General features: G+C 69.5%; 21 protein-coding genes and 2 tRNA genes. 9 read left to right on the top strand and 14 right to left on the bottom strand.

Going from position 1 to position 24,187, the window contains the following annotated elements; all coding sequences use genetic code 11:
- Positions 1–197: 197 nt before the first annotated feature.
- Together ACZ434_RS18540 and ACZ434_RS18535 are read right to left on the bottom strand one after the other, a co-directional pair.
- A complete protein-coding gene (locus ACZ434_RS18540; protein WP_468457016.1) occupies positions 198–1,085 on the bottom strand; it encodes a rhomboid family intramembrane serine protease in 888 nt (295 codons plus the stop codon).
- Positions 1,086–1,189: 104 nt separating this feature from the next.
- Entirely contained in the window at positions 1,190–1,717 is a 528-nt protein-coding gene (locus ACZ434_RS18535; RefSeq protein ID WP_468457014.1) for a peptidylprolyl isomerase, read from the bottom strand.
- A gap of 339 nt (positions 1,718–2,056) precedes the next feature.
- Here ACZ434_RS18535 and ACZ434_RS18530 point away from each other — a divergent pair, with 339 nt between their 5' ends.
- Positions 2,057–2,743 (top strand): DUF5324 family protein, encoded by a 687-nt coding sequence (locus ACZ434_RS18530; RefSeq protein ID WP_468457012.1) that lies wholly within the window; start codon positions 2,057–2,059, stop codon positions 2,741–2,743.
- Between the two features lie 127 nt (positions 2,744–2,870).
- Here the strand turns inward: ACZ434_RS18530 and ACZ434_RS18525 are convergent.
- Positions 2,871–2,943: transfer RNA gene (locus ACZ434_RS18525), tRNA-Ala, on the bottom strand.
- Positions 2,944–3,124: 181 nt separating this feature from the next.
- Between ACZ434_RS18525 and ACZ434_RS18520 the strand changes: the two genes are divergently transcribed.
- Positions 3,125–3,673: a helix-turn-helix domain-containing protein gene (locus tag ACZ434_RS18520; protein WP_189590515.1), complete on the top strand. Its 549-nt coding sequence runs from the start codon at positions 3,125–3,127 to the stop codon at positions 3,671–3,673.
- Positions 3,674–3,824: 151 nt separating this feature from the next.
- The gene (locus ACZ434_RS18515; RefSeq protein ID WP_468457009.1) at positions 3,825–5,555 is read left to right on the top strand and encodes a protein kinase domain-containing protein; all 1,731 of its coding nucleotides are present in this window, start codon (positions 3,825–3,827) and stop codon (positions 5,553–5,555) included.
- A 13-nt stretch (positions 5,556–5,568) separates the two neighbouring features.
- Here ACZ434_RS18515 and ACZ434_RS18510 read toward each other — a convergent pair whose 3' ends face one another.
- Together ACZ434_RS18510 and ACZ434_RS18505 are read right to left on the bottom strand one after the other, a co-directional pair.
- Complete coding sequence (locus ACZ434_RS18510; protein ID WP_468457007.1) at positions 5,569–7,035, bottom strand: hypothetical protein; 1,467 nt, start codon at positions 7,033–7,035, stop codon at positions 5,569–5,571.
- Between the two features lie 96 nt (positions 7,036–7,131).
- Complete coding sequence (locus tag ACZ434_RS18505) at positions 7,132–7,260, bottom strand: DLW-39 family protein (RefSeq protein ID WP_003999697.1); 129 nt, start codon at positions 7,258–7,260, stop codon at positions 7,132–7,134.
- Positions 7,261–7,597: 337 nt separating this feature from the next.
- On the opposite strand from ACZ434_RS18505, the gene ACZ434_RS18500 reads away from it, so the two are divergent.
- A complete protein-coding gene (locus ACZ434_RS18500) occupies positions 7,598–7,966 on the top strand; it encodes a DUF6344 domain-containing protein (RefSeq protein ID WP_468457006.1) in 369 nt (122 codons plus the stop codon).
- A gap of 261 nt (positions 7,967–8,227) precedes the next feature.
- On the opposite strand, the gene ACZ434_RS18495 is transcribed toward ACZ434_RS18500, so the two are convergent.
- The 9 genes from ACZ434_RS18495 to dnaA all read right to left on the bottom strand — a co-directional run bounded on the left by ACZ434_RS18495 (position 8,228) and on the right by dnaA (position 21,100).
- Positions 8,228–8,304 (bottom strand) — tRNA-Ile (locus tag ACZ434_RS18495).
- Between the two features lie 121 nt (positions 8,305–8,425).
- Entirely contained in the window at positions 8,426–9,169 is a 744-nt protein-coding gene (locus ACZ434_RS18490) for a DUF3566 domain-containing protein (protein ID WP_468457005.1), read from the bottom strand.
- 18 nt (positions 9,170–9,187) lie between these two features.
- Entirely contained in the window at positions 9,188–11,785 is a 2,598-nt protein-coding gene (gene gyrA, locus ACZ434_RS18485; protein ID WP_468457004.1) for a DNA gyrase subunit A, read from the bottom strand.
- Between the two features lie 42 nt (positions 11,786–11,827).
- Positions 11,828–13,888, bottom strand: coding sequence for a DNA topoisomerase (ATP-hydrolyzing) subunit B (gene gyrB, locus ACZ434_RS18480; protein ID WP_468457002.1), 2,061 nt, complete (start codon positions 13,886–13,888; stop codon positions 11,828–11,830).
- Positions 13,889–14,320: 432 nt separating this feature from the next.
- A complete protein-coding gene (locus tag ACZ434_RS18475; RefSeq protein WP_468457000.1) occupies positions 14,321–14,866 on the bottom strand; it encodes a DciA family protein in 546 nt (181 codons plus the stop codon).
- Positions 14,863–15,984 carry a DNA replication/repair protein RecF gene (gene recF / locus ACZ434_RS18470; RefSeq protein WP_468456999.1) on the bottom strand — a complete coding sequence of 374 codons (1,122 nt, stop codon included), beginning with the start codon at positions 15,982–15,984 and terminating at the stop codon, positions 14,863–14,865. Before recF ends, ACZ434_RS18475 begins: the two co-directional genes overlap by 4 nt.
- Before the next feature lie 74 nt (positions 15,985–16,058).
- Positions 16,059–16,934, bottom strand: coding sequence for a phosphogluconate dehydrogenase (NAD(+)-dependent, decarboxylating) (gene gnd / locus ACZ434_RS18465; protein ID WP_468456997.1), 876 nt, complete (start codon positions 16,932–16,934; stop codon positions 16,059–16,061).
- Positions 16,935–17,157: 223 nt separating this feature from the next.
- Positions 17,158–18,288: a DNA polymerase III subunit beta gene (dnaN, locus tag ACZ434_RS18460; RefSeq protein WP_468457375.1), complete on the bottom strand. Its 1,131-nt coding sequence runs from the start codon at positions 18,286–18,288 to the stop codon at positions 17,158–17,160.
- Between the two features lie 856 nt (positions 18,289–19,144).
- Complete coding sequence (gene dnaA / locus ACZ434_RS18455; protein WP_468456995.1) at positions 19,145–21,100, bottom strand: chromosomal replication initiator protein DnaA; 1,956 nt, start codon at positions 21,098–21,100, stop codon at positions 19,145–19,147.
- Positions 21,101–21,475: 375 nt separating this feature from the next.
- On the opposite strand from dnaA, the gene rpmH reads away from it, so the two are divergent.
- From rpmH to ACZ434_RS18430, 5 genes are read left to right on the top strand one after another with little or no spacing between them, the layout of a single operon-like run.
- Complete coding sequence (gene rpmH / locus ACZ434_RS18450) at positions 21,476–21,613, top strand: 50S ribosomal protein L34 (protein ID WP_003956500.1); 138 nt, start codon at positions 21,476–21,478, stop codon at positions 21,611–21,613.
- A gap of 21 nt (positions 21,614–21,634) precedes the next feature.
- Positions 21,635–22,006 (top strand): ribonuclease P protein component, encoded by a 372-nt coding sequence (gene rnpA / locus ACZ434_RS18445; protein WP_228966291.1) that lies wholly within the window; start codon positions 21,635–21,637, stop codon positions 22,004–22,006.
- Positions 22,003–22,377: a membrane protein insertion efficiency factor YidD gene (gene yidD / locus ACZ434_RS18440; protein ID WP_468456992.1), complete on the top strand. Its 375-nt coding sequence runs from the start codon at positions 22,003–22,005 to the stop codon at positions 22,375–22,377. The genes rnpA and yidD overlap by 4 nt, the downstream gene beginning before the upstream one ends.
- A 3-nt stretch (positions 22,378–22,380) precedes the next feature.
- A complete protein-coding gene (yidC, locus tag ACZ434_RS18435) occupies positions 22,381–23,646 on the top strand; it encodes a membrane protein insertase YidC (RefSeq protein WP_468456990.1) in 1,266 nt (421 codons plus the stop codon).
- A gap of 15 nt (positions 23,647–23,661) precedes the next feature.
- Positions 23,662–24,174 carry a Jag family protein gene (locus ACZ434_RS18430; protein ID WP_468456988.1) on the top strand — a complete coding sequence of 171 codons (513 nt, stop codon included), beginning with the start codon at positions 23,662–23,664 and terminating at the stop codon, positions 24,172–24,174.
- Positions 24,175–24,187: the final 13 nt, after the last annotated feature.

Below are 24,187 nucleotides of genomic sequence, written 5' to 3'. Positions count from 1 at the left end.
CTTGTCCACATGTGGACAGCAGACTCGATCTGTGGATAACCCCTCGAAGGTTGACGCCGGTGTGACAGAAACACCACCAACCGAAAATCTGTTCGCGCACCCTCTGACCTGCACAGAAACAGGACGATCACCCAGGGCATCCACCCTCACGCACCCTGTGCACAAGATCCGCCACCTTCTGTGGACAACCCTGTTGCTCAGGTGAGCTGCGCCGTCCTCAGCAGGGTCACCAGAACGACCGCGGCCAGCACCAGCGCACAGGTGCCGTACTGCACCAGCGCCCGCCGCTCCCGCGGGGCGTGGACCATCGCGTACCCGATCACCACACCGGCGACGAACCCTCCGAGGTGGGCCTGCCAGGCGATGTTGCCCCAGCCGAAGGTGATGATCACGTTGATGACCAGCAGAGCGACGATCGGACGCATGTCCTGGTTGAGGCGGCGCATCAGTACGGCGATCGCGCCGAACAGACCGAAGATCGCACCGGACGCGCCGAGCGAGGCCGTGCTGCCCGAGGCCAGCAGGTAGGTCAGCGCACTGCCCGCCAGCCCCGAGATCAGGTACAGGGCGAGATAGCGGGCGCGGCCGAGGGCCTCCTCCAGTGGCCCGCCGAGCCACCACAGGCCGAGCATGTTGAAGCCGATGTGCCAGATCTCCTCGTGCGTGAACATCGAGGTGAACAGGCGGTACCACTCACCCTGGGCCACCCCGTCCCGGGGCAGGAACGGCTCCGGCGGCCAGACGCCGACCAGCACGAGCGGATCCAGCAGCGAGGGCCGGATCTGCACGGCGATGAACACCGCGAGGTTGATCCCGAGGAGGATCTTGGTGATCAGCCGGGGGTCGGAGGCGACCGCTCCGCCCGCGAGCGTGCGGGGCACGGAGGCCGTGGGCGCGTGTCCCGTGCCCGCGCCGGTGCGGACGCAGTCGGGGCACTGGAAACCGACCGAGGCGTCGACCATGCACTCCGGGCAGATCGGCCGCTCGCACCGGGTGCAGCGGATACCGGTCTCACGGTCCGGGTGGCGATAGCAGACAGGGACGCGCTGGGCGTCCTGCGCGCTGCCGGCAGCCTGGTCGTCCATGGCGTCCCCTAGGTCGTGTGGAAAAGCCCCGCCCCGCCCATCCTTACGGATGAGCGGGGCGATTGGTTCCCTTCGAGGGCTTTCGCACTCCGGGGACGAGGTGCTCAGCCCTCGCGGATCACGACCGACTCGATCACCACGTCCTTCAGCGGGCGGTCGGTGCGCGGGTTGGTCTGCGTCGACGCGATGGTGTCGATGACCTTCTGGCTCGCGGCGTCGGTGACCTCACCGAAGATGGTGTGCTTGCGGTTCAGCCACGCCGTCGGGGAGACGGTGATGAAGAACTGGGAGCCGTTGGTCCCCGGCCCGGCGTTGGCCATGGCCAGCAGGTACGGCTTGTCGAAGCGCAGGTCCGGGTGGAACTCGTCCTCGAACTGGTAGCCGGGACCACCGGTGCCGTTGCCCAGCGGGTCACCGCCCTGGATCATGAAGCCGCTGATCACCCGGTGGAACACCGTGCCGTCGTAGAGCTTGTCCGTGGACTTCTTACCGGTCTCGGGGTGGGTCCACTCCCGCTCGCCCTTGGCGAGCTCGACGAAGTTCTTGACCGTGATCGGCGCGTGGTTCGGGAAGAGCCGGACCTCGATGTCGCCGTGATTGGTCTTCAGGGTGGCGTGGAGCTGCTCAGCCACGATGTGCCTTCCGTCGTCTTTCCGTGACTCCCTGATCCTCGCACGGACGGAGCGCCCAGTCGCCCGGCCTGCCTGCACAGGAGGGCAACCGGGACGTTCCGCTTGCGGAAAACGGGCCGAGTACCCCCGCGGCGGGGGCGCATGGCGGCGATCCGTGGCATTGTCGACGACAAGCTCCCGATGCTCCGGATTCATCCGCTATTGCACTTCGTACCGCGATCGATCAACTGCACCGGCACCCGTATGCCCGTCCGCGCATGCCTCACGGCGACCCGGCAGGCATGATCCGTAAAAGGGTGGAAAGTCGAAATACCGTACGCCACCGAGGAGGAGGAACCCGTGACCCGCATCGACAGCGTGCGCGCCGCGACCGGTTCGGCGAGGGACAGCGTGCTGCACGCCGCGGAAGTGGTGGCGCCCTACGCCGACACGGCCAAGGTCAGGGCCGCGCACTACGCACAGGAAGCCCGCGTACGGCTGGCGCCCAAGGTGACGCAGGCAGCAGGACAGGCCCGCGTCCAGTACGGCGCCCATGTGCAGCCGTACCTGGAGCAGGCCCGGACGCATGTGCCACCGAAGGTCGACCAGGCCGCCCGCCGCACCCGCACGGCCGCTCGGCAGGCGGCGGACTACTCCCGCCCCGTGATCGAGCAGGCGATGGCCGCCGCCGGCCCCGCGAGGGAAGAGGCCGCGGCCCGCAGTGCGGCCGCGCTGGCCGCTCTGCGCGGCCAGGTGTCGGCCCAGCAGATCCAGAAGATCGTCCGCAAACAGCAGCGGCGGGCGAAGGTCGGCCGTGCCGCGCGGATGGTCCTCATCCTGGGCACCGTGGCCGGCGGCGCCTTCGCCGCCTGGAAGTGGTGGGACAAGCAGGCCAACCCGGACTGGCTGGTGGAGCCCCCCGCCGCGACGGACGTGTCGGGCTCGGCCAAGCTGACATCGGTGGACGGCAGCGACGTGAGCGCGCTCGACCCCGAGGTCGAGGCCAAGGAGGCCGCCGAGGAGGCTGCCAGGCGCGACGAGACCTGACGGGCGACGCGACCGGCAACGGCGCGGTGGGGCGGACGACCTGGGTGTCGTCCGCCCCACCGCGCCGTTTCACGTGAAACGTCAAACCCCTCCCACCGCGTTTCCGCAGGTGGGAGGGGTTTGGTTGTGGAGCCTAGGGGAGTCGAACCCCTGACATCTGCCATGCAAAGACAGCGCTCTACCAACTGAGCTAAGGCCCCGAAGGAAAGCGTCCACCTGGAAGAACACTTCCCGGCGGGCGCTCGGGACCAGACTACCGGGTCCCCCCGGGGATTCCGCAAAAAGATTGAGGGGTCCCCGTGACCAACCACTCTCCGTAAGATGCTCGGCGTGGTTCGCTACAGCGAACCGCGGTTCATGGGGAAGCGATGGGGAGACGCAATGGACGCCGCACAGCAGGAAGCCACCGCCAGAGCGCGGGAACTGCAGCGGAATTGGTACGGGGAGCCGCTGGGGGCGCTCTTCCGTAGGCTCATAGACGACCTGGGCCTCAACCAGGCTCGTCTGGCGGGGGTACTGGGACTGTCCGCGCCGATGCTGTCGCAGCTGATGAGCGGCCAGCGGGCGAAGATCGGCAACCCGGCGGTGGTCCAGCGGGTGCAGCTGCTGCAGGACCTGGCGGGACAGGTCGCCGACGGCAGCGTCAGCGCGGCCGAGGCGACCGAGCGCATGGAGGAGATCAAGAAGTCGCAGGGGGGTTCGGTGCTCAGCAACACCACGCAGACGACGAGCAGTTCGGGCGCGCCCACGGTCAAGCGGGTGGTCCGCGAGATCCAGTCCCTGCTGCGCTCGGTGGCGGCCGCCGGCGACATCATCGACGCGGCCGACACCCTCGCTCCCAGCCATCCCGAACTGGCGGAGTTCCTCCGGGTCTACGGCGCCGGCCGCACCTCCGACGCCGTCACGCACTACCAGTCCCACCAGAACTGACCTCCCTGTCCGGCGGCCGAAGGGGGATCGGCTGCCGGAAACCCCCGGGGACCGGGGCGCAGCGCAGAGACGGGGGCCGCAGGGGGAGTCGTATCGCTCGTGAAGGGGGAGGGACAGGGGGACACCGCAGGGGGAGGAGCGACGTACTGCCATGGGTGAGGTCTTCGCCGGCCGGTACGAACTGGTCGATCCGATCGGGCGCGGGGGTGTCGGTGCCGTCTGGCGCGCCTGGGACCACCGCCGCCGCCGTTATGTGGCCGCCAAGGTGCTGTTGCAGAGCGACGCCCACTCACTGCTGCGTTTCGTCCGCGAGCAGGCCCTGCGGATCGATCACCCCCATGTCCTCGCTCCCACCAGTTGGGCCGCCGACGACGACAAGGTCCTGTTCACCATGGACCTGGTCGCCGGCGGTTCCCTGGTCCACCTGGTCGGCGACTACGGACCCCTGCCTCCGGCCTTCGTCTGCACTCTGCTCGACCAGCTGCTGGCGGGGCTCGCGGCGGTGCACGCGGAGGACGTCGTGCACCGCGACGTCAAACCCGCCAATGTGCTCCTGGAGGCCACCGGTACGGGCAGACCACGGCTGCGGCTGTCCGACTTCGGCATCGCGATGCGGCTGGGCGAGCCCCGGCTGACCGAGACCAACCTGGTGGTGGGCACGCCGGGTTATCTGGCGCCGGAGCAGATGATGGGATCGGAACCCGACTTCCCCTCCGACCTGTTCGCCGTGGGCCTCGTCGCGCTGTATCTGCTGGAGGGCGCCAGGCCGGACGCCAAGGCCCTCATCCAGTACTTCGCCGACCACGGCACCCCCGGCGCTCCTCAGGGCATCCCGGAGCCGCTGTGGCAGGTCGTGGCCATGCTGCTCCAGCCGGATCCCGCGGCGCGGTTCCGCACGGCCACGGGGGCGCGCAAGGCGCTCGCCGCGGCCGCCGAGCTGTTGCCGGAGCCCGTCCCCGACGACGAACTGATCGAGATCTTCGACCAACTCGGCCCGCTGCCCCCGGGCTTCGCCCCGGACGGCCCGCTGAAGCCGGCTTCGGGTCTGCGGCCGGCAGGGAGCGGCGCGGCCCCTGAGGGGCACGGGCCCCGGGAGGACGTCCACCGCCGCGCCGGTGGGGACGGGCCCGGGCAGGAATCCGTCCCCACCCCCGACGGGGAGAACGCCCCCGCCGCGCCCGTACCCGGCGCCCAGGGCTCTCCGGGCGCCCTGGACGTCCCCGAGCGCCCGCCCGGCCCCGCGCCCGCCCGGACGCCCACGGCAGCGGCTGCCGGCCCCGGCCGTCCAGGCACCCCCGCCCCGGGCCGCGCCACGGGCGGGGACGGTGACACCGGCGGGGACGGTGACACCGGCGGGTACGGTGGCGCGGGCGGGGACGGTGGCGCCGTACCCACCGATCCGCGCCGGAACGTCACCTCTCCCACGGCACCATCCGGATCCTCCCGGCGGCCGCCCGGCATGTCCGAGACGGGCAGCTTCCCTCTCCCGCCGCCCCTGGCCGCCATGGACGCCTTCGCCCCCCTGGCCGCCCCTCCGCCCCCCGCACACGCCCCGCAGAGCCCGCACCAGGCCCGACAAGGCGCACCGCACCAGGCGGCCGACGCCGCTCCCTCCGTCTCCCCCCACGACCCGACTCATCCGCTGCGCTCCCCCCTGCCACGACCGACCGCGCCTCCCGACGCCTCTACTGCTGAATACACCGCCCAGTCCCCGCGGGTTCCGCATCCGGACGGGGCAATCTCCCGGCACCCCACCGCCGCCCCCCGGTCCCACCGCCGTCGCAGGCGCCGGCCCGGCCCCCCGGCGAAGGTGGCCGTCCCCGTGCTGCTGCTGGCCCTGGCCTGCTACGCCGTGGGGTTCTGGGCCCTCACCCGGATCTGAACCACGACCCGGGCTACGGGACGGCCCGTCGCCGGGCCGCCAGCGTCCACACGCCGAGTCCCACCAGCAGCGCGCTGCCCGTGCCGATGCCGCCCACCGCGAGCAGCCGGTACGCGGTGCCGTCCCCCGGGCTCCCGCCGTCGGCCGCCGCCTCCCGGTCCTCCGCCGTGACCGTGAAAACGTCCGACGGCGCGGTCCGCCCCGCGTACTCGGGACCGTCCTGAGGCGCACCGCTCACCCTCACCCGCAGGGTCAACGGCACGGGACCGTCGCCGAAGTCGTCGGCGACCTCCGCCGTGAGGTGGGCGACGAGGTAGTAGGAGCCGGCGAACCGCGTCGCCGTGACCTGGCGGCCGGAGGAGTACCGATTGGCGTACGCGGCCGGTCGCAGCGGCCCGAGGCTCTTCGCCTTCTGGCCGCCGCCGTAGCTGATGCCCAGGTCGTCGATGTGGCCGCGCACGGGGTTGTAGAGGTCCAGGTCCAGCGCCGCGGCGACGAAGCCGCCGGCGTCCGGGCTCGGACCGCCCAGCTCGGCGGTGGCGTGGAGCTGCTGCCCCCAGTCGACGGGGACCTTGTAGAAGAGGGTCTGGCCGGGACGTATGTCATCCCGCCACACTCCCTCGCCGACGGCTGTGGCCCGGGCGAATCCCTCCCCGCCCGCACGCCGTTCCGGCTCCCCCGTGACGGGAGCGGGCGGGGCGGAGTTCCACTCCTCGGGCGCACGTGTCGCACCGGCCGTGCGCAGCGCGGGTTCCGACACGGTGGTGAGCTCCATCTCCCAGGGTTCGGGGGAGGAGCCCTTGCCGTCCGGATCGGCACGCTCGACGGTCATGTAGTACGCACCGGCGTCCTCGCACAGGGACTTCCTGGGGGAGATCTCCCGCACGGCCCACGCGGCGACCGGGTGCGGGCTGCCGCCGGCGCCGAAGCTCGCCGTGCCGGTGTCGCAGGAGCGGCCGTCGCTGTTCTGCACGGACACCTTGATCCCGTCGATGACGGAGGCGTCCCGGCCCGCCGGGGGGACGGCGGTCGCGGAGGCGTAGAGATTGGTGGTTTCGTCGAGGCGCAGGAGGTAGTAGACCTTCCCGGTCGCCGGGAGGGTGCTCCGATAGGACCGGCCGGGCACCAGTTCGACGGCGTCCGCGGCGCTCGCGGCACCCTCGATGCTCCGCGCGTCCTCGGCGAAGGCGTAGGTTCCGGGGTTCCCGGAGCTCCCCGTGTCGCCGGGCCCCGACCGGAGCCCCCCGGCGAGGCCGGTGGCGCCGGCCGCGGCCCTGGTGCCGGTGTGGCCGACGGTCTCGAACGCCGGGGCCCCCTGTCCCGGCGGAGCGCCCCCCAGCCCCAGCACGACCGCCACGCCCGCGCACCCGGCGACCAGACGCCGGCCGGGCCCTGCCCCGGCCCGCCCCCGCGCCGTACACTGCCGTCCCCTCACGCGCCACCCCTCGTCGCTGCCCGGACGTCGCACCGTGTGGCCCATCCTGCCCCGTGGACGAGGCGCCGCGACAAGGCCCACCACACACAAAACCCCGACCGCGAGGGCGGCCGGGGTCTGTTCAGCGTCGGATTTCGGTACTCACGAACCCGTGGGCACGGAGTCAGTCGCCTCCGTCCACAGATCCTGCTCGGCGCGATCCGCCTGGATCTGGCGGTACACGAGGAGCCCGCCGATGGCGGCCAGTGCGACCAGGAGAAGCTTCTTCACCGCGCGACCTCGTCTTTCGTTGACGTAGGGGACCTCTGGCGCCCGACTATACACACCGGTCGATACCGATCGGTGACCTGCGTCGGCCCTGCGAACCGCCCAGGTTCTGGCGCGGTGGAAGCGGAGCGGGGCCGTCCGGCCGGGAGGCGATCACCGCTTCACGGGCGGTCGTTTCACGGCTTGCCTCCCGTCTCCACAGCTTTTCTCCCTTCATGCGTCCATCCGAGTGGTGTTCATCTGAACATCCACGCGCCACGGGCGTCGGTCCACCACTTCGGGACCCCCATACACATCATGAGGAAAGTACGCAAATCGCCCAACCCGAAAGTGAGGGGCCATGGCCCGGAACAAGGTCATGACGCTGTGGAACGCCATCGTCACCGCCTTCCTCGCGCTGTGCACGGCGCTCGGACTCATCACCACGACCGCCTCCGCGGCCGTACCGCAGACCGAGAAGGCCCGCAACAGCGACAGCGCGCCCAGGACGGCGGAAGTGACGGTGCCCCTCTGGTCCTGGTCACTGATCAGGGCGCTGCCCCCCACGATGAAACAGCGCATCCACGCCGAGGCGCACGGCAAGTCCCCCGGCTGCCGGCACAGTCCCCTCGACGACGCCCCGGCGGAGTCCGACTCCTCGGGCTGCTCCGACGAGACGACGTCCTCCCGGTCCGAACCCGTCAGCGGCCGCATCCCGCTCCAGCGCTGACCGCGAACGCCCTGCCGAGCCCTCCTCGTGCCGTCGCTGCTTCCCCGAGTCCTGGCGAACTTGCGTACAGCACCACGGCACGACGACGACTCCCCCGGCCGGCGACGGCCACCGCACCAGACCGGAAGACCCCCGTCGGCATCCGACGGGGGTCTTCCCGCTTCCTCCTGGACGCGCAGGCTCCTGAAGGCCCCCTCATCGGCTGATGTCAGCCATGAATGCGAAAGACCCCCAACCGATACCGGCTGGGGGTCTTCTCGCTGGTGGGGCTAACAGGATTTGAACCTGTGGCCTCATCCTTATCAGGGATGCGCTCTAACCAACTGAGCTATAGCCCCGCCGCGCTCTGCGGTGTGCGTTCCGCGCGCTGACCCCTGAAGATTAGCGCACGACCGGGGCAGTCCCAAAATCGGTTGTCCGAAGGCTGTCGGAGGAGCCGGAGAAACCGCTGTGAGCAGCTCATTCGTCCTCGGCCAGCGTCAGTTCGACGCCGCCCACGAAACCGGCCGAGAGGTTGTAGATGAACGCGCCGAGGGTCGCCAGGGCCGTCGCCAGGACGACGTCGATGACCGCGATGATCGTGGTGAACATCAGCACGTTGGGCAGCGACAGGAACGACTGGAGGTCGAAGCCGTTCGACTCGTTGGAGCCGGTCGCCTCGGCGATCGTGCCGCCGACCGTCGAGAACACGCCCATGGCGTCCATGACCATCCACAGCACGGCGGACGCGACGATCGTGCAGATGCCGAGCGCGATGGAGAGCAGGAAGCTGACCTTCATCACCGACCACGGGTCGGCCTTGGCCACGCGCAGGCGCGCCTTGCGCACGCGCGGAGTGGTGCGCGCCCCCGTGCGGGGGCGTCGTACCGCGCCGGTCTGGCCGGCCGACGTACCGGCCTGCGCCGGGTATGCCTGCGGCGGGTGGTACGGGCCCGCCTGCTGCTGCGGCTGCCGTTCCCCCGGCAGCGGTGAGGCCGTCTGAGCGGCCGCGCCCTTGTCCGGCGCGGCCTGCGTGCCTCGGGTGTCCGTCACGGTTCCCCCCTGGGATCCCTGCCTGTCGGACGAGGAGGCGTCCTTGGCGGGCGACTTGATCGCTTTGAGATTGGTCGTGTGCGGATCTGTCGCCCGCGCGGCGGAGCCACGGCCACCGCCGTCCGTTTCCGTACTGGTACCGGCCGGCCCGGCGCCCGTGGCTCCGCTCACGCTGACTCACTCCTCGTGCTACTCGGCCGAGGGCGCCTCACCCTCGTCCGTACCGGTGGTCGCGTCCCCGTCGGTGGTCTCGTCCACGGCCACGTCGCCGTCGACTTCCTCCGCCTCGCGTCCCGCCTCGGCGTTACGCGCGATGCCGACCACGGCATCGCGCTTGCCCAGATTGATCAGTTGGACGCCCATGGTGTCACGGCCGGTTTCCCTGATCTCGTTGACTCGCGTACGAATCACACCGCCCGACAGCGTGATGGCGAGGATCTCATCGGTCTCCTCGACCACCAGCGCGCCGACGAGGGACCCGCGGTCCTCGACGATCTTGGCGGCCTTGATACCGAGGCCGCCGCGCCCCTGGACGCGGTACTCGTCGACAGCGGTCCGCTTCGCGTACCCGCCGTCTGTGGCAGTGAACACGAACGTACCGGGTCGAACAACATTCATCGAGAGCAGCTCGTCCCCCTCGCGGAAACTCATGCCCTTGACGCCCGAGGTCGCACGGCCCATGGGACGCAGCGTGTCGTCCGTGGCCGTGAACCTGATCGACTGCGCCTTCTTGCTGATCAGCAGTAGATCATCCTCGGCCGAGACGAGTTCGGCACCGATCAGTTCGTCGTCGCTGCCGTCCTCCTGCTCCCGCAGGTTGATCGCGATCACACCGCCCGAACGCGGCGAGTCGTAGTCCTTCAGCGGCGTCTTCTTCACCAGGCCGGCCTTGGTGGCCAGGACCAGGTAGGGCACCGCCTCGTAGTCGCGGATCGCGCGGATCTGGGCGATCGTCTCGTCCGGCTGGAAGGCCAGCAGGTTCGCCACGTGCTGCCCGCGCGCGTCGCGTCCGGCGTCGGGAAGCTCGTACGCCTTCACCCGGTACACACGGCCCTTGTTGGTGAAGAACAGCAGCCAGTGGTGCGTGGTGGACACGAAGAAGTGGTTGACGATGTCGTCTTCCTTGAGCTTCGTGCCGCGTACGCCCTTGCCGCCGCGCTTCTGGGCCCGGTAGTCGTCGGTCTTGGTGCGCTTGATGTAGCCCCCGCGCGTGACCGTGACGACGATGTCCTCCTCGGCGATCAGGTCCTCGATGGACATGTCGCCCTCGTAGGGGATCAGCTTCGTCTTGCGGTCGTCGCCGAACTTCTCGACGATCGCGGCGAGTTCCTGGCTGACGATCCCGCGCTGGCGGACCGGGGAGGCGAGGATCTCGTTGTACTCGTTGATCTTCGCCTGGAGCTCGTCGTGCTCCTGGACGATCTTCTGACGCTCCAGGGCGGCCAGCCGGCGCAGCTGCATCTCGAGGATGGCGTTGGCCTGGATGTCGTCGATCTCCAGGAGGTCCATCAGGCCCCCGCGCGCGATCTCGACGGTGTCACTGCGCCGGATCAGCGCGATGACCTCGTCGATGGCGTCCAGGGCCTTCAGCAGGCCGCGCAGGATGTGGGCCCGCTCCTCGGCCTTGCGCAGCCGGAAACGCGTACGGCGGACGATGACCTCGATCTGGTGCGTCACCCAGTGGCGGATGAACGCGTCCAGGGACAGCGTGCGCGGCACGCCGTCGACCAGGGCCAGCATGTTGGCGCCGAAGTTGGTCTGCAGATCGGTGTGCTTGTACAGGTTGTTCAGGACGACCTTGGCGACCGCGTCCCGCTTCAGCACGATGACCAGGCGCTGGCCGGTGCGCGAGGACGTCTCGTCGCGGACGTCGGCGATGCCGCCGACCTTGCCGTCCTTCACCAGGTCGGCGATCTTCTGCGCCAGGTTGTCGGGGTTGGTCTGGTACGGCAGCTCCGTGACCACCAGGCACTGGCGGTTCTGGATCTCCTCGACCTCGACGACCGCGCGCATGGTGATCGAACCACGGCCCGTGCGGTACGCCTCCTCGATGCCCTTGCGGCCGACCACGAGGGCGCCGGTCGGGAAGTCGGGGCCCTTGATCCGCTCGATCAGCGCGTCCAGGAGCTCCTCGTGGGAGGCCTCCGGGTTCTCCAGGTACCACTGGGCACCGGCGGCGACCTCGCGCAGGTTGTGCGGCGGGATGTTGGTCGCCATACCGACCGCGATACCGGCCGAACCGTTGATCAGCAGGTTCGGGAAGCGGGCCGGCAGGACGGTCGGCTCCTGGGAGCGGCCGTCGTAGTTGTCCGTGAAGTCGACGGTCTCCTCGTCGATGTCACGGACCATCTCCATCGACAGCGGCGCCATCTTGCACTCGGTGTAGCGCATCGCCGCCGCCGGGTCGTTGCCCGGGGAGCCGAAGTTGCCGTTGGAGTCCACCAGCGGCATCCGCATCGACCACGGCTGCGCGAGGCGGACCAGCGCGTCGTAGATCGAGGAGTCGCCGTGCGGGTGGTAGTTGCCCATGACGTCGCCGACCACGCGGGCGCACTTGTAGAAGCCGCGCTCGGGCCGGTAGCCGCCGTCGTACATGGCGTACAGCACACGGCGGTGGACGGGCTTGAGGCCGTCACGGACGTCGGGCAGCGCACGCGAGACGATGACGGACATCGCGTAGTCGAGGTACGAGCGCTGCATCTCCGTCTCGAGCCCGACGGGCTCGACGCGCATTCCGGCCGCGTCCGCGTCGTCGAGAGGCGTGACGGGAGTGTTCTCGTCGGTCATTGCTGGTGAAGGTCCTTCCTGGTGCGGTCAGCTGAGACCGACTCAGATGTCGAGGAAGCGGACGTCCTTGGCGTTGCGCTGGATGAACGCGCGGCGGGCCTCGACGTCCTCGCCCATCAGGACCGAGAACAGGTCGTCGGCCTGGGCGGCGTCGTCCAGGGTGACCTGGCCGAGAACGCGGTGCTCCTGGTCCATCGTGGTGATGCGCAGTTCCTCGGCGTTCATCTCGCCGAGGCCCTTGAAGCGCTGCACGGAGTCCTCACGGATGCGCTTGCCGGCGTTGCGGCCCATCTCGATCAGCGCGTCGCGCTCGCGGTCGGAGTACGCGTACTCGAAGTCGTCCTTGCCCCACTTGATCTTGTAGAGCGGCGGACGGGAGAGGAACACGTGCCCGGCCTCGACCAGCGGCCGCATGAACCGGAACAGGAACGTCAGCAGCAGGGTGTTGATGTGCTGGCCGTCGACGTCGGCGTCCGCCATGAGGATGATCTTGTGGTAGCGGAGCTTCTCGATGTCGAAGTCCTCGTGCACACCGGTGCCGAACGCGGAGATCATCGCCTGGATCTCCTGGTTCTGCAGGATCCGGTCGATGCGCGCCTTCTCGACGTTGAGGATCTTGCCGCGGATCGGGAGGATCGCCTGGTACTGCGGGTTGCGGCCGGACTTGGCCGAGCCGCCGGCGGAGTCGCCCTCGACGATGAAGATCTCGCACTTGGTGGGGTCGTTCGACTGGCAGTCGGACAGCTTGCCCGGCAGGGACGCCGACTCCAGCAGGCCCTTGCGGCGGGTCAGGTCGCGGGCCTTGCGGGCCGCCACACGCGCGGTGGCCGCCGCGATGCCCTTGCGGATGATGTCCGCGGCCTCGTTGGGGTTGCGGTCCAGCCAGTCGTTGAGGTGCTCGTAGACGACCTTCTGGACGAAGGTCTTCACCTCGGTGTTGCCCAGCTTGGTCTTGGTCTGGCCCTCGAACTGCGGCTCGCTCAGCTTGACCGAGATGATCGCGGTCAGACCCTCGCGGATGTCGTCACCGGTGAGGTTGTCGTCCTTGTCGCGCAGCAGCTTCTTGTCCCGCGCGTACTTGTTGATCAGCGAGGTGAGCGCCGCGCGGAAGCCCTCTTCGTGCGTACCGCCCTCGTGGGTGTGGATGATGTTGGCGAAGGAGTACACGCCCTCGGTGTATCCGCCGTTCCACTGCATGGCGATCTCGAGGGACAGGTGCCTGTCCCTGTCCTCGGCCTCGAGGTCGATGACGGTGGGGTGCACCACCTCTCCCTTGCGGGAGTTGAGGTACTTCACGAAGTCGACGATGCCGCCCTCGTAGTGGTACGAGACCGCCTTGACCTCGTGCTTCTCGTCCTCGCCCGCCTCGTCCGCACCGGCGGTGGCCTTCGCCGACTCACGCTCGTCGGTGAGGTTGATCCGGAGGCCCTTGTTGAGGAACGCCATCTCCTGGAAACGCCGCGAGAGCGTCTCGAAGGAGTAGTCGGTGGTCTCGAAGATGTCGCCGTCGGCCCAGAAGGTGACCGACGTGCCGGTCTCCTCGGTGGCCTCGTGCCGGGCGAGGGGCGCGGTGGGGACACCCAGCTTGTACTCCTGCGTCCAGCGGTGGCCGTCGGTCTTGATCTCGACCGCGACCCGCGTGGACAGCGCGTTGACCACGGAGACGCCCACGCCGTGCAGACCGCCGGAGACCGCGTAGCCACCGCCGCCGAACTTGCCGCCCGCGTGCAGCACGGTCAGGACCACCTCGACGGCGGGCTTGCCCTCGGAGGGGACGATGCCCACCGGGATGCCGCGGCCGTTGTCGACGACCCGGACGCCGCCGTCCGCCAGGATCGTGACGTCGATGGTGTCCGCATGGCCGGCCAGCGCCTCGTCGACCGAGTTGTCGACGACCTCCTGAACGAGGTGGTGCAGTCCCCGCTCGCCGGTCGACCCGATGTACATACCGGGTCGCTTACGGACCGCGTCCAGGCCCTCGAGGACGGTGATGGCGTTGGCGTCGTACGACGTGGCGCCCTCGCCGGTCGAGGTGCTCGACGCGTCGCTGACGCCGGTGTCGGTGGACGGGTTGTTCTCGTTGGGGTTGCCGGAATCGGCCACGAAGCGCCCTTTCTGGCACACCACGAGCCGGGCTCGGCGGCAGGTTGCCGGAGCGGCTGCGGCATGTTGCGTTGGTAAGCCTTGATCAGCGTTGCTCAGCTTTTCCCGGGCGGTCCCCACGATCGGGGCGGGATTGTCTTCCATTCTACCGGTAGCGCTGACATCGATGGGGGTTTGCGGGCACCTGAGTCCGCATGTGCCGCCCTCAACCGGTCTCGTCCGACTCCCGATATGCGGATGGGGGCTCCAGGAGCCCCACGAGGGCACTCAGCGCTTCGGGCCGTCAACCCTTTGCTACTTAGGAGTCAGGTGATGATTCGCCACCGTGTACGGCCGCGCGCGGAGGGGTCCGACGGCGGTCCCCACGCACCGCCGAGAGTCCCTGATGTGATGTCAGTCACGTGTGCAGGATGGGGCGGAAATGACCTACGGTCACCCGTACGTGTCCCCCGGGCCCGTGCTTCCGGGGGCGCGCAGCGGCCCGAAGCGACGGGTGGGACCGGCGGGGCCGACGACCTTGATCAGCCGCACCGTGCCGTGCCCCAGGTCCTCGTTCAGCCGTGCGACCAGGGTCGGCGCGAGCAGCCGCAGATTCGTCGCCCAGGCCGTGGAGTCGCAGCGCACCACCAGCACCCGCTCGTCCTCGTCGTAGCGCTCCGGCTCGCAGTGCTTGGCGACGTCCTCGCCGACGATCTCGGGCCAGCGCCCCATCACGCCGCCCACCGCGGCCGGCGCTTCCCAGCCGCGCTCGGTGAGCAGCCGGTTGATCGCCGCGCCGAGCGCCATGGGGTCGCGCCGGTCGGCGCGCGCGCCCGAGCGCAGACCGCCGCGACGCGCCTGCTTCTTCTGCTGCACCGCGTCGCCACGCGCGCGTGCCGCCTCCTTCGCGGCGCGCAGCGCCACACGCGCGAGATCCACACCGGAGGGCTCGGGGGCCGCCTTCCCTGCGCCGCTGCCCGGCACGTCCCGCTCGCTCATACGCGTTCCACCGTTCCCTCGGCCACGGCGAACCGCGTACCCGTCAGCACCTGAGGTACGTCGTCGTCGACGGCCGCGGTCACCAGCACCTGCTCGCCGGGCGCGACCAGCTCGGCCAGCCGCTCACGGCGGCGCGTGTCCAGTTCGGCGAAGACGTCGTCGAGCACCAGCACCGGCTCGTTGCCCTCGGCGCACAGCAGCTCGTACGAGGCCAGGCGCAGCGCCAGCGCGTAGGACCAGGACTCGCCGTGCGAGGCGTAGCCCTTGGCGGGCATCCGGCCCAGCTTGAGGAGCAGGTCGTCGCGGTGCGGGCCGACCAGGGTGACGCCCCGCTCGATCTCCTGCTTGCGGGCCCCGGCGAGCGCGGCCATCAGCTGCTCGAACAGCTCCTCCCGCGTGTGCGCCTCGCCGGGCGCGGACGGCTTGTACTCCAGGGCGACCGGCCCGCCGCCCGGCGCCAGCTGCTCGTACGCCTTGTCGGCCAGCGGCTGGAGTGCGCCGATCAGGTCGAGCCGCTGCGCCAGGAGCTCGGCACCCGCACGCGCGAGGTGCTGGTCCCACACATCGAGCGTGGACAGATCCAGGGTGCGCCCGCCGTGCCGGCGGGCCAGCGCGGCCGACTTCAGGAGGGTGTTGCGCTGCTTGAGCACCCGGTCGTAGTCGGAACGGACCCCGGCCATGCGCGGGGACCGGGCGGTGATCAGCTCGTCCAGGAAGCGGCGCCGCTCACCGGGATCGCCCTTGATCAGGGCGAGGTCCTCGGGCGCGAACAGCACGGTCCGGACGATCCCGAGCACGTCCCGGGGCCTGACCTGCGACGACCTGTTGATGCGGGCCCGGTTGGCGCGGCCCGGGTTCAGCTCCAGCTCGACCAGCTGCTGCCGCTCGCCCTGACGGACCTGGGCCCGGACGATCGCCCGGTCGGCGCCCATGCGGACCAGCGGGGCGTCGGAGGAGACCCGGTGGCTGCCGAGGGTGGCGAGATAGCCGATCGCCTCGACGAGGTTGGTCTTGCCCTGCCCGTTGGGGCCGACGAAGGCCGTCACCCCCGGGTCGAGCGGGACCTCGACCCGGGGATAGGAGCGGAAGTCGGCCAGCGACAGATGCGTGACGTGCATGGTCGTTTCGCCGACCTCCCCGCGGCGTTGCGGACCGCCGTGCGGTCCTGTGGATTGCGTGCGTGCCCTGTGGATTACTTCTTCTCGACCGCGTGGCCGCCGAACTGGTTGCGCAGCGCCGCGATCATCTTCATCTGCGGCGAGTCCTCCTGACGGGAGGCGAACCGAGCGAACAGCGACGCCGTGATGGCCGGCAGCGGGACCGCGTGGTCGATCGCGGCCTCCACGGTCCAGCGTCCCTCTCCGGAGTCCTGTGCATAACCCCGGAGCCCGTCCAGGTGCTCGTCCTCGTCGAGCGCGTCGACCGCGAGGTCCAGCAGCCAGGAGCGGATGACGGTGCCCTCCTGCCAGGAGCGGAACACCTCCCGTACGTCGGTCACCGAGTCGACCTTCTCCAGCAGCTCCCAGCCCTCGGCGTAGGCCTGCATCATGGCGTACTCGATGCCGTTGTGGACCATCTTCGCGAAGTGGCCCGCGCCGACCTTGCCCGCGTGCACCGCACCGAAGTCGCCCTCGGGCTTGAGGGCGTCGAATATCGGCTGCACCTTGGCGACGTCCTCCTTGTCGCCTCCGTACATCAGCGCGTAGCCGTTCTCCAGGCCCCAGACGCCTCCCGAGACGCCGCAGTCGACGAAGCCGATGCCCTTGGCCGCCAGTTCCCCGGCGTGCCTCTCGTCGTCCGTCCAGCGGGAGTTGCCGCCGTCCACGACGACGTCGCCCGGCTCCAGCAGCCCGGCGAGCTCGTCGATGGTGGACTGGGTCGGCTCGCCGGCCGGGACCATCACCCACACCACGCGCGGGCCGCTGAGCTTGCCCACAAGCTCCCGCAGGCTGTGGACATCGGCGAGGTCCGGGTTGCGGTCGTATCCGAGGACGGTGTGACCTGCGCGGCGGATCCGCTCGCGCATGTTGCCGCCCATCTTGCCGAGGCCGACGAGACCGAGCTCCATCAGTTGTGTTCCTTAGGTATGCGACGTGGCGTGACGGCACTGACGTACCGGCGTCCGAGCCTAAACCCGGACGCGCGCGCACATCTGTGGGCATACGCGCTCACACGCACGCCCTCACCTGCGGCTTCCGGCACGGTGCTCAGCCGTCGAGCCCCACCGGCGTACCGCGGGCTCGTGGAGGCAGACCCCCACGCCTCCGGCAGGCGCCGGCGGCGGGCGCACCTCAGCCGCTGAGCCGCACCGGCATGATCAGGTACTTGTAGGCCTCGTCCGCCTCCGCGTCCACCGCGGGCCGGCCGCTGAGCAGCGCGGGCTTGGTCGACGTGGTGAACGACAGCTGGGCCACCGGGGAGTCGATGGCGCTCAGGCCGTCCAGCAGGAACGTCGGGTTGAAGGCGATCGAGATGTCATCGCCCTCCAGCTGGGCGTCGACCCTTTCCACAGCCTGTGCGTCGTCGCTGGAACCGGCCTCCAGGATGAGCACGCCCTGCTCGAAGCTCAGCCGCACCGGGGTGTTGCGCTCGGCGACCAGGGCCACGCGCTTGACCGCCTCCACGAAGGGCGCGGTCTCGATCACGGCGATGCTGTTGAACTCCGTCGGGAACAGCGTGCGGTACTTCGGGAGGTCGCCCTCCAGCAGCCGCGTGGTGGTACGGCGGCCGGCGCCCTCGAAGCCGATCAGGCCCTCGCCCGCACCCGAGCCGGACAGCGCCAGGATGACCTGGTCGCCGCTGGTCAGTGCCTTGGCGGTGTCCAGGAGCGTCTTGGCGGGCACCAGGGCGACCGCGGAGGCGTCCGGGTTCTCCGGCTTCCACAGGAACTCGCGGACCGCGAAGCGGTAGCGGTCGGTGGAGGCGAGCGTGACGGTGTCGCCCTCGATCTCGATGCGCACGCCCGTGAGGACGGGCAGGGTGTCGTCGCGGCCGGCCGCGATCGCCACCTGCTGCACGGCGGAGGCGAAGACCTCACCGGGGACCGTGCCCGTCGCGTTCGGCATCTGCGGCAGGGCCGGGTACTCCTCCACAGGCAGTGTGTGCAGGGTGAACCGCGAGGAGCCGCACACCACCGTCGCCCGTACACCGTCTGTGGAAATCTCCACCGGCCGGTTGGGGAGGGCACGGGAGATGTCGGCCAGCAGCCGCCCGGAGACCAGGACCGTGCCCTCCTCCTCGACCTCGGCCTCCACCGACACCCGCGCGGAGACCTCGTAGTCGAAGCTGGACAGGCTCAGCTGCCCCTCCTCGGCCTTCAGCAGCAGGCCGGCGAGGACAGGGGCCGGCGGACGGGCCGGGAGGCTGCGCGCCGCCCAGGCCACTGCCTCCGCGAGTACGTCGCGTTCCACCCGGATCTTCACTGTTGCCGCCTCCTGCTGTTGCCGGCGCTTCTCGCCCTGCCTGGCTTCGTCGTCTGACTCGGTGTCGTCGGCCCCCGAGCGGGGAAGGACACCGGCACCAGTCTGACGCACCGCACTGACAGTAGGTGCCCCTCGGGGTCAAGTCGTGACGAGGGGCAGCCGGGGCCGGGACAGCGAGTTGTGCACAGGACCCCCTTCGAAACGAATTCCTCGCTCTCTCTGGTTGGGAGTAGTAGTAGGGGCTGTGGATACCGTGGATAACCTCGTTTCCGCAGCTCAGCGGGGTGATTTTGTCCACGGGGCCTGTGGGCGGAGCCCGTGGACAACCAGGGGTATCTGTGGAGAACAGAAAGTTCTGCACACACCGTGCACAGGGAGGGGCGAGTTCTCCCCAGCTTCGTCCCCAGGCTCGCGGCTCTTTCCCACAGCCCTCCGCGGCAGCTTGGTGTGACGCCTTTCACTCGGGTCGGTGAGGAGACGCGTCGCGTTGCCGAACAGTGGACAGTCTTGTGGAGAAGCGGCCTGTTGCTGGGGACAACGGCCCTCAGCCTGTGGGTTGTTCGTGGACAACTTGATGCACAGGGTGTGGATCGTCGCTTCGTCCACAGTCTGTGGAGATCGTTCGTCCACGAATCCACAGGCTGCTGACCTGGGAGGACGGCGCATCGACCAGCCTCGCTGTGGACAAGATCGGGACAACTTCCCGGTCCCCAGCATGTGGACGGGAAAAAGTCACCGAATCTGTGGAGGACGGCCGTAACCCGGTCCCGAAATCGAACAGCGTGGGATGCGTGAGGCACGAGGAAGGGCGCCCCCGGATCCCTCCGAGGGCGCCCTGAACCGGTCCGCGGGGCCGTCAGCCGGCCTTGATGCGGTTGGTGAGCTCGGTGACCTGGTTGTAGATCGAGCGCCGCTCGGCCATCAGATTGCGGATCTTCCGGTCGGCGTGCATCACCGTCGTGTGGTCGCGGCCGCCGAACAGCGCGCCGATCTTCGGCAGCGACAGGTCCGTCAGCTCCCGGCACAGGTACATGGCGATCTGCCGGGCGGTCACCAGCGCGCGTCCGCGCGAGGTACCGCACAGGTCCTCCACCGTGAGCCCGAAGTAGTCGGCGGTCGCGCCCATGATCGCCGTCGAGGTGATCTCCGGGGCGGAGTCGTCGCCCCCGGGCATCAGGTCCTTCAGGACGATCTCCGTCAGCCCCAGATCCACCGGCTGCCGGTTGAGCGAGGCGAACGCCGTCACCCGGATCAGCGCGCCCTCCAGCTCGCGGATGTTCCGGGAGATCCGGGAGGCGATGAACTCCAGGACCTCCGGCGGGGCGTTGAGCTGCTCCTGCACGGCCTTCTTGCGAAGGATCGCGATGCGCGTCTCCAGCTCCGGCGGCTGGACGTCGGTGATCAGACCCCACTCGAAACGGTTCCGCAGCCGGTCCTCCAGCGTCACCAGCTGCTTGGGCGGCCGGTCGCTGGAGAGCACGATCTGCTTGTTGGCGTTGTGGAGCGTGTTGAAGGTGTGGAAGAACTCCTCCTGCGTCGACTCCTTGTCCGCCAGGAACTGGATGTCGTCGACGAGCAGAATGTCCATCTCGCGGTAGCGCTTGCGGAAGCTGTCGCCCTTGCCGTCGCGGATGGAGTTGATGAACTCGTTGGTGAACTCCTCCGAGCTCACGTACCGCACCCGCGTGCCGGGGTAGAGGCTTCGCGCGTAGTGCCCGATCGCGTGCAGCAGATGCGTCTTGCCGAGGCCCGACTCCCCGTAGATGAACAGGGGGTTGTAGGCCTTGGCGGGCGCCTCGGCGACGGCCACCGCGGCCGCGTGCGCGAAGCGGTTGGACGCGCCGATGACGAACGTGTCGAACAGGTACTTCGGGTTCAGACGCGCGGTGGGCTCGCCCGGGCCGGGCGCCGGCGCCGGCTGGGCCGCCAGCGGACCGGGCGCACCCGTGGTGGGCAGGTTCGGACCGACGGGACCACCGCGGTGGACGTGTCCGGAACCGGGGGGCGGCTCGGGCATGTCCCGGCGGCGGGTGTCACGCTGGTCGTAGTCGCCGCGCGACGTGTCGTAGTCCGGGCGCTGCTGGTCGTAGTCCGGGCGCTGCTGCTCGTAGTCCGGACGTTGCTGTTCGTAGGAGGACGGCCGCTCCATCGGCTGCGGCCGGTAGTCCTGGGCGGGTGAGCCGCCGTAGCCGTCCTGCGGGCCGTAGCCGTCCTGCGGCGGCGAGGCGTACGGATCGCGCTCCGGGAAGCCGAGGCGCTGCTGCTGCCAGCCGTACTCCTCCTGCGCCGGCCGGGGCCAGGAGGAGGGCTCGGGGCGCTGGTACTCCGACGGGTAGGCGGGGCGGGCGGTGGGCAGCTGGTCACCGGACGGGCCCTGCTGCTGGTCGCCGCGGCGGCGGCCGTAACCGTCGTACCCCTCGTACGACTCGCGCTCCGGCCGGTCGTGGTGATCGGGGCGGTCCTGGCGGACGGCGGGCAGCTCCGGCTCCTCGTAGCGGGGCTGCGGGCGGGGCGCCGACGGGGCCGGGGGGTCGCCCATGGTGTCGTCGACCGTGATCGCGATCCGGATCGGGCGGCCGCACTCACGGCTCAGGCTCTCGCTGACGACGGGCGCGAGGCGGCCCTCGAGCACGCCCTTGGCGAACTCGTTCGGTACGGCGAGCAGGGCGGTGTCGGCGACCAGCGCCAGTGGCTGGCAGCGCCGGATCCAGTGCTCGTCCTTGCCCTCGACTCCTTGTCCGCGGCCCTCGCCGAGCAGCTGTTCCAGTACGCGTGGCCACACTGCGGCAAGATCGGCAGGTACGTCAGCCACAGGGCACGCTCTCTCACAGGTCCCTCGATCGTGTGATGCGGAGGACGGGTCGGGATGTAAATCGGGTGGTGGAGGGTCAAGGGAACGAATCGGAGTCCAGTCACGGTAGTCAGCGCGGCCGGTATGGTTCAAGTTGTTGTCCCCAGGCTGTGGACAAGTGTCTCCCGGTGACCGCTGGTTTGACCGAATGACGCAGCCGCGCGTACCGTAACCAGGTCGAGTTGTCGATGGCTGCTGCCGCCTGCCTCCGATGGGCACAGATCGCGCAAGATGATCGGTCAGCGGTGCACTCGGGCGTAACGCGAGCTACTCGTGGGCGCACGGTGACAGCCAGGACGGCACCCCGCAACCACCGATTTCTTCTGGAGCCCCCGAGTGAGCAAGCGCACCTTCCAGCCGAACAACCGTCGTCGCGCCAAGACCCACGGCTTCCGGCTGCGTATGCGCACCCGTGCCGGCCGCGCGATTCTCGCGTCCCGCCGCAGCAAGGGTCGCGCCCGTCTGTCCGCCTGATCCCGGTCAGGTCATGACGTCGTGCTGCCCACCGACAACCGGCTGAGGCGGCGCGAGGACTTCGCGACCGCGGTACGACGAGGGCGCCGGGCCGGGCGCCAGCATCTCGTCGTCCACCTTCGTAGCGGTGCCACGGACCCGCATGCGCCTGGGGAGAGCGCTCCCCCGTCGCGTGCGGGTTTCGTCGTGAGCAAGGCCGTGGGTGGTGCCGTGGTGCGCAACAAGGTGAAGCGCAGGCTTCGCCATCTGATGCGCGAGCGAGTCGACCAGCTGCCCCCCGGTAGCCTGGTAGTCGTACGAGCGCTGCCCGGTGCGGGCGACGCCGACCATGCACAACTGGCCCGAGACCTGGACGCCGCCCTGCGGCGGCTGCTGGGAGGGGGCGCGCGATGAAGTACCCGCTGCTGGCACTGATCAAGATCTACCAGTGGACGATCAGTCCGCTGCTGGGGCCGGTGTGCAAGTACTACCCGTCGTGTTCCCACTACGGCTACACGGCCATCGACCGGCACGGTGCCGTCAAGGGCACAGCACTCACGGCCTGGCGCATTCTGCGGTGCAATCCGTGGTCGCTGGGCGGTGTGGACCATGTCCCGCCGCGCAAGCGTCCGCGGTGGCACGAAATGCTGCGTAACGCCTGGCGTGCACGCAAGGGCGGGACCTCCGCCGCCGAACCGGCCACCGAAGGACAGACTTCCCCCACAAGTCCGACGAGTCCTTCGAGCCCGGCCGCAGAGACCTCGTCCCATGCCCAAGGAGCATGATTAGTGGACACGATTGCCAGCCTCTTCAGCTTCATCACAACGCCTGTCTCCTGGGTCATCGTCCAGTTCCACAGCGTGTACGGCGCCATCTTCGGCCCTGACACCGGGTGGGCCTGGGGCCTGTCCATCGTGTCCCTGGTGATCCTCATCCGCATCTGCCTGATCCCGCTCTTCGTGAAGCAGATCAAGGCGACGCGTGCGATGCAGACGCTCCAGCCGGAGATGAAGAAGATCCAGGAGCGCTACAAGAACGACCGGCAGCGCCAGTCCGAAGAGATGATGAAGCTCTACAAGGAGACGGGCACCAACCCGCTCTCCTCGTGTCTTCCCATCCTGGCCCAGTCGCCGTTCTTCTTCGCCCTCTACCACGTGCTCAACAGCATCGCGTCGAACGACACCGTCGGTGTGATCAACGAACGCCTGCTGGAGAGCGCACAGAAGGCCCACATCTTCGGCGCCCCGCTCGCTGCGAAGTTCACGGACAGCTCGGAGAAGGTCGAGGCGCTGAACTCGTCGCTGACCGATGTCCGCGTCGTGACGGCGATCATGATCATCCTGATGTCGCTGTCGCAGTTCTACACGCAGCGCCAGCTGATGACGAAGAACGTCGACACCACGGTGAAGACGCCGTTCATGCAGCAGCAGAAGATGCTGATGTACGTCTTCCCCATCATCTTCGCCGTCTTCGGCATCAACTTCCCGGTCGGTGTCCTCGTCTACTGGCTGACCACCAACGTGTGGACCATGGGCCAGCAGATGTACGTCATCCACAACAACCCGACGCCGGGGTCCAAGGCCCAGGCCGCGTACCTGGAGCGCCTCCACAAGCAGGTCACCCGCCACGGCGGCACCCGCAACCGGCGTCAGCGCGTCATCATCAAGGCCATCGTCGCCAAGGGCCGGGACCGCAACGAGCACGAGCGCAAGTTCATCAACGGTCTCAGCAAGGCGGGTCTCGCTGCCCAGACCGACGGCGCGGTCATCAAGGGCGAGAGCACGGCCGCGGCCCAGGCGGAGGACGGTACGACCGCCGGAGCCGCCCCCAAGCGGCAGCAGCCCAAGCGGCAGAGCAAGTCCCAGCGCCAGACCGGCCCGGCCAAGGCGGCGGGCGAGCCCACCTCGCTGACCAAGTCGGACGAGCCCCAGGACGCCAAGCCCGCCTCCGCTGCCAAGAAGGGCAACGCCAAGCCCGCCGGCAGTACCCGCAGCAAGGCCCAGTCCGGACAGCGCAAGGGCCCGCAGCGGCCCAAGTCCCCGTCCAAGAAGTAAGAAGGAGTCCATCCCGTGACGGAAGGCACCACCGCCGCCGCTGCCGAGGGCGCAGACACCCTGACCCGCCTGGAGCAGGAGGGCGAGATCGCGGCGGACTACCTGGAGGGTCTGCTCGACATCGCCGATCTCGACGGCGACATCGACATGGACGTCGAGGCCGACCGCGCCTCCGTCTCGATCATCAGCGACACGAGCAGCCGTGATCTGCAGAAGCTGGTGGGCCGGGACGGCGAGGTGCTGGAGGCGCTCCAGGAGCTCACGCGTCTGGCCGTGCACCGGGAGACCGGGGACCGCAGCCGGCTCATGCTCGACATCGGCGGCTTCCGTGCCAGGAAGCGGACCGAGCTGTCCGAGATCGGTGCGAAGGCAGCCGCCGAGGCCAAGAGCAGCGGAAAGGCCGTCCAGCTCGACCCGATGACGCCGTTCGAGCGCAAGGTCGTGCACGACGCGGTCAAGGCGGCCGGCCTGCGCAGCGAGTCCGAGGGCGAGGAGCCTCAGCGCTTCGTCGTCGTGCTCCCCGCCTGATCGGCTCCACGTT

This window comes from Streptomyces sp. NPDC030893, assembly GCF_055571535.1.
Note: the sequence above shows the minus strand (reverse complement) of the source record. Positions and strands in the feature narration are given on the sequence as shown.

Excerpts from the sequence above, each read along its gene's own strand:
- ACZ434_RS18540 (WP_468457016.1), bottom strand. The coding sequence starts at position 1,085 with ATGGACGACCAGGCTGCCGGCAGCGCGCAGGACGCCCAGCGCGTCCCT.
- ACZ434_RS18520 (WP_189590515.1), top strand. The coding sequence starts at position 3,125 with ATGGACGCCGCACAGCAGGAAGCCACCGCCAGAGCGCGGGAACTGCAG.
- ACZ434_RS18515 (WP_468457009.1), top strand. The coding sequence starts at position 3,825 with ATGGGTGAGGTCTTCGCCGGCCGGTACGAACTGGTCGATCCGATCGGG.
- ACZ434_RS18510 (WP_468457007.1), bottom strand. The coding sequence starts at position 7,035 with ATGGGCCACACGGTGCGACGTCCGGGCAGCGACGAGGGGTGGCGCGTG.
- ACZ434_RS18500 (WP_468457006.1), top strand. The coding sequence starts at position 7,598 with ATGGCCCGGAACAAGGTCATGACGCTGTGGAACGCCATCGTCACCGCC.
- gyrA (WP_468457004.1), bottom strand. The coding sequence starts at position 11,785 with ATGACCGACGAGAACACTCCCGTCACGCCTCTCGACGACGCGGACGCG.
- ACZ434_RS18475 (WP_468457000.1), bottom strand. The coding sequence starts at position 14,866 with ATGAGCGAGCGGGACGTGCCGGGCAGCGGCGCAGGGAAGGCGGCCCCC.
- recF (WP_468456999.1), bottom strand. The coding sequence starts at position 15,984 with ATGCACGTCACGCATCTGTCGCTGGCCGACTTCCGCTCCTATCCCCGG.
- gnd (WP_468456997.1), bottom strand. The coding sequence starts at position 16,934 with ATGGAGCTCGGTCTCGTCGGCCTCGGCAAGATGGGCGGCAACATGCGC.
- yidD (WP_468456992.1), top strand. The coding sequence starts at position 22,003 with ATGAAGTACCCGCTGCTGGCACTGATCAAGATCTACCAGTGGACGATC.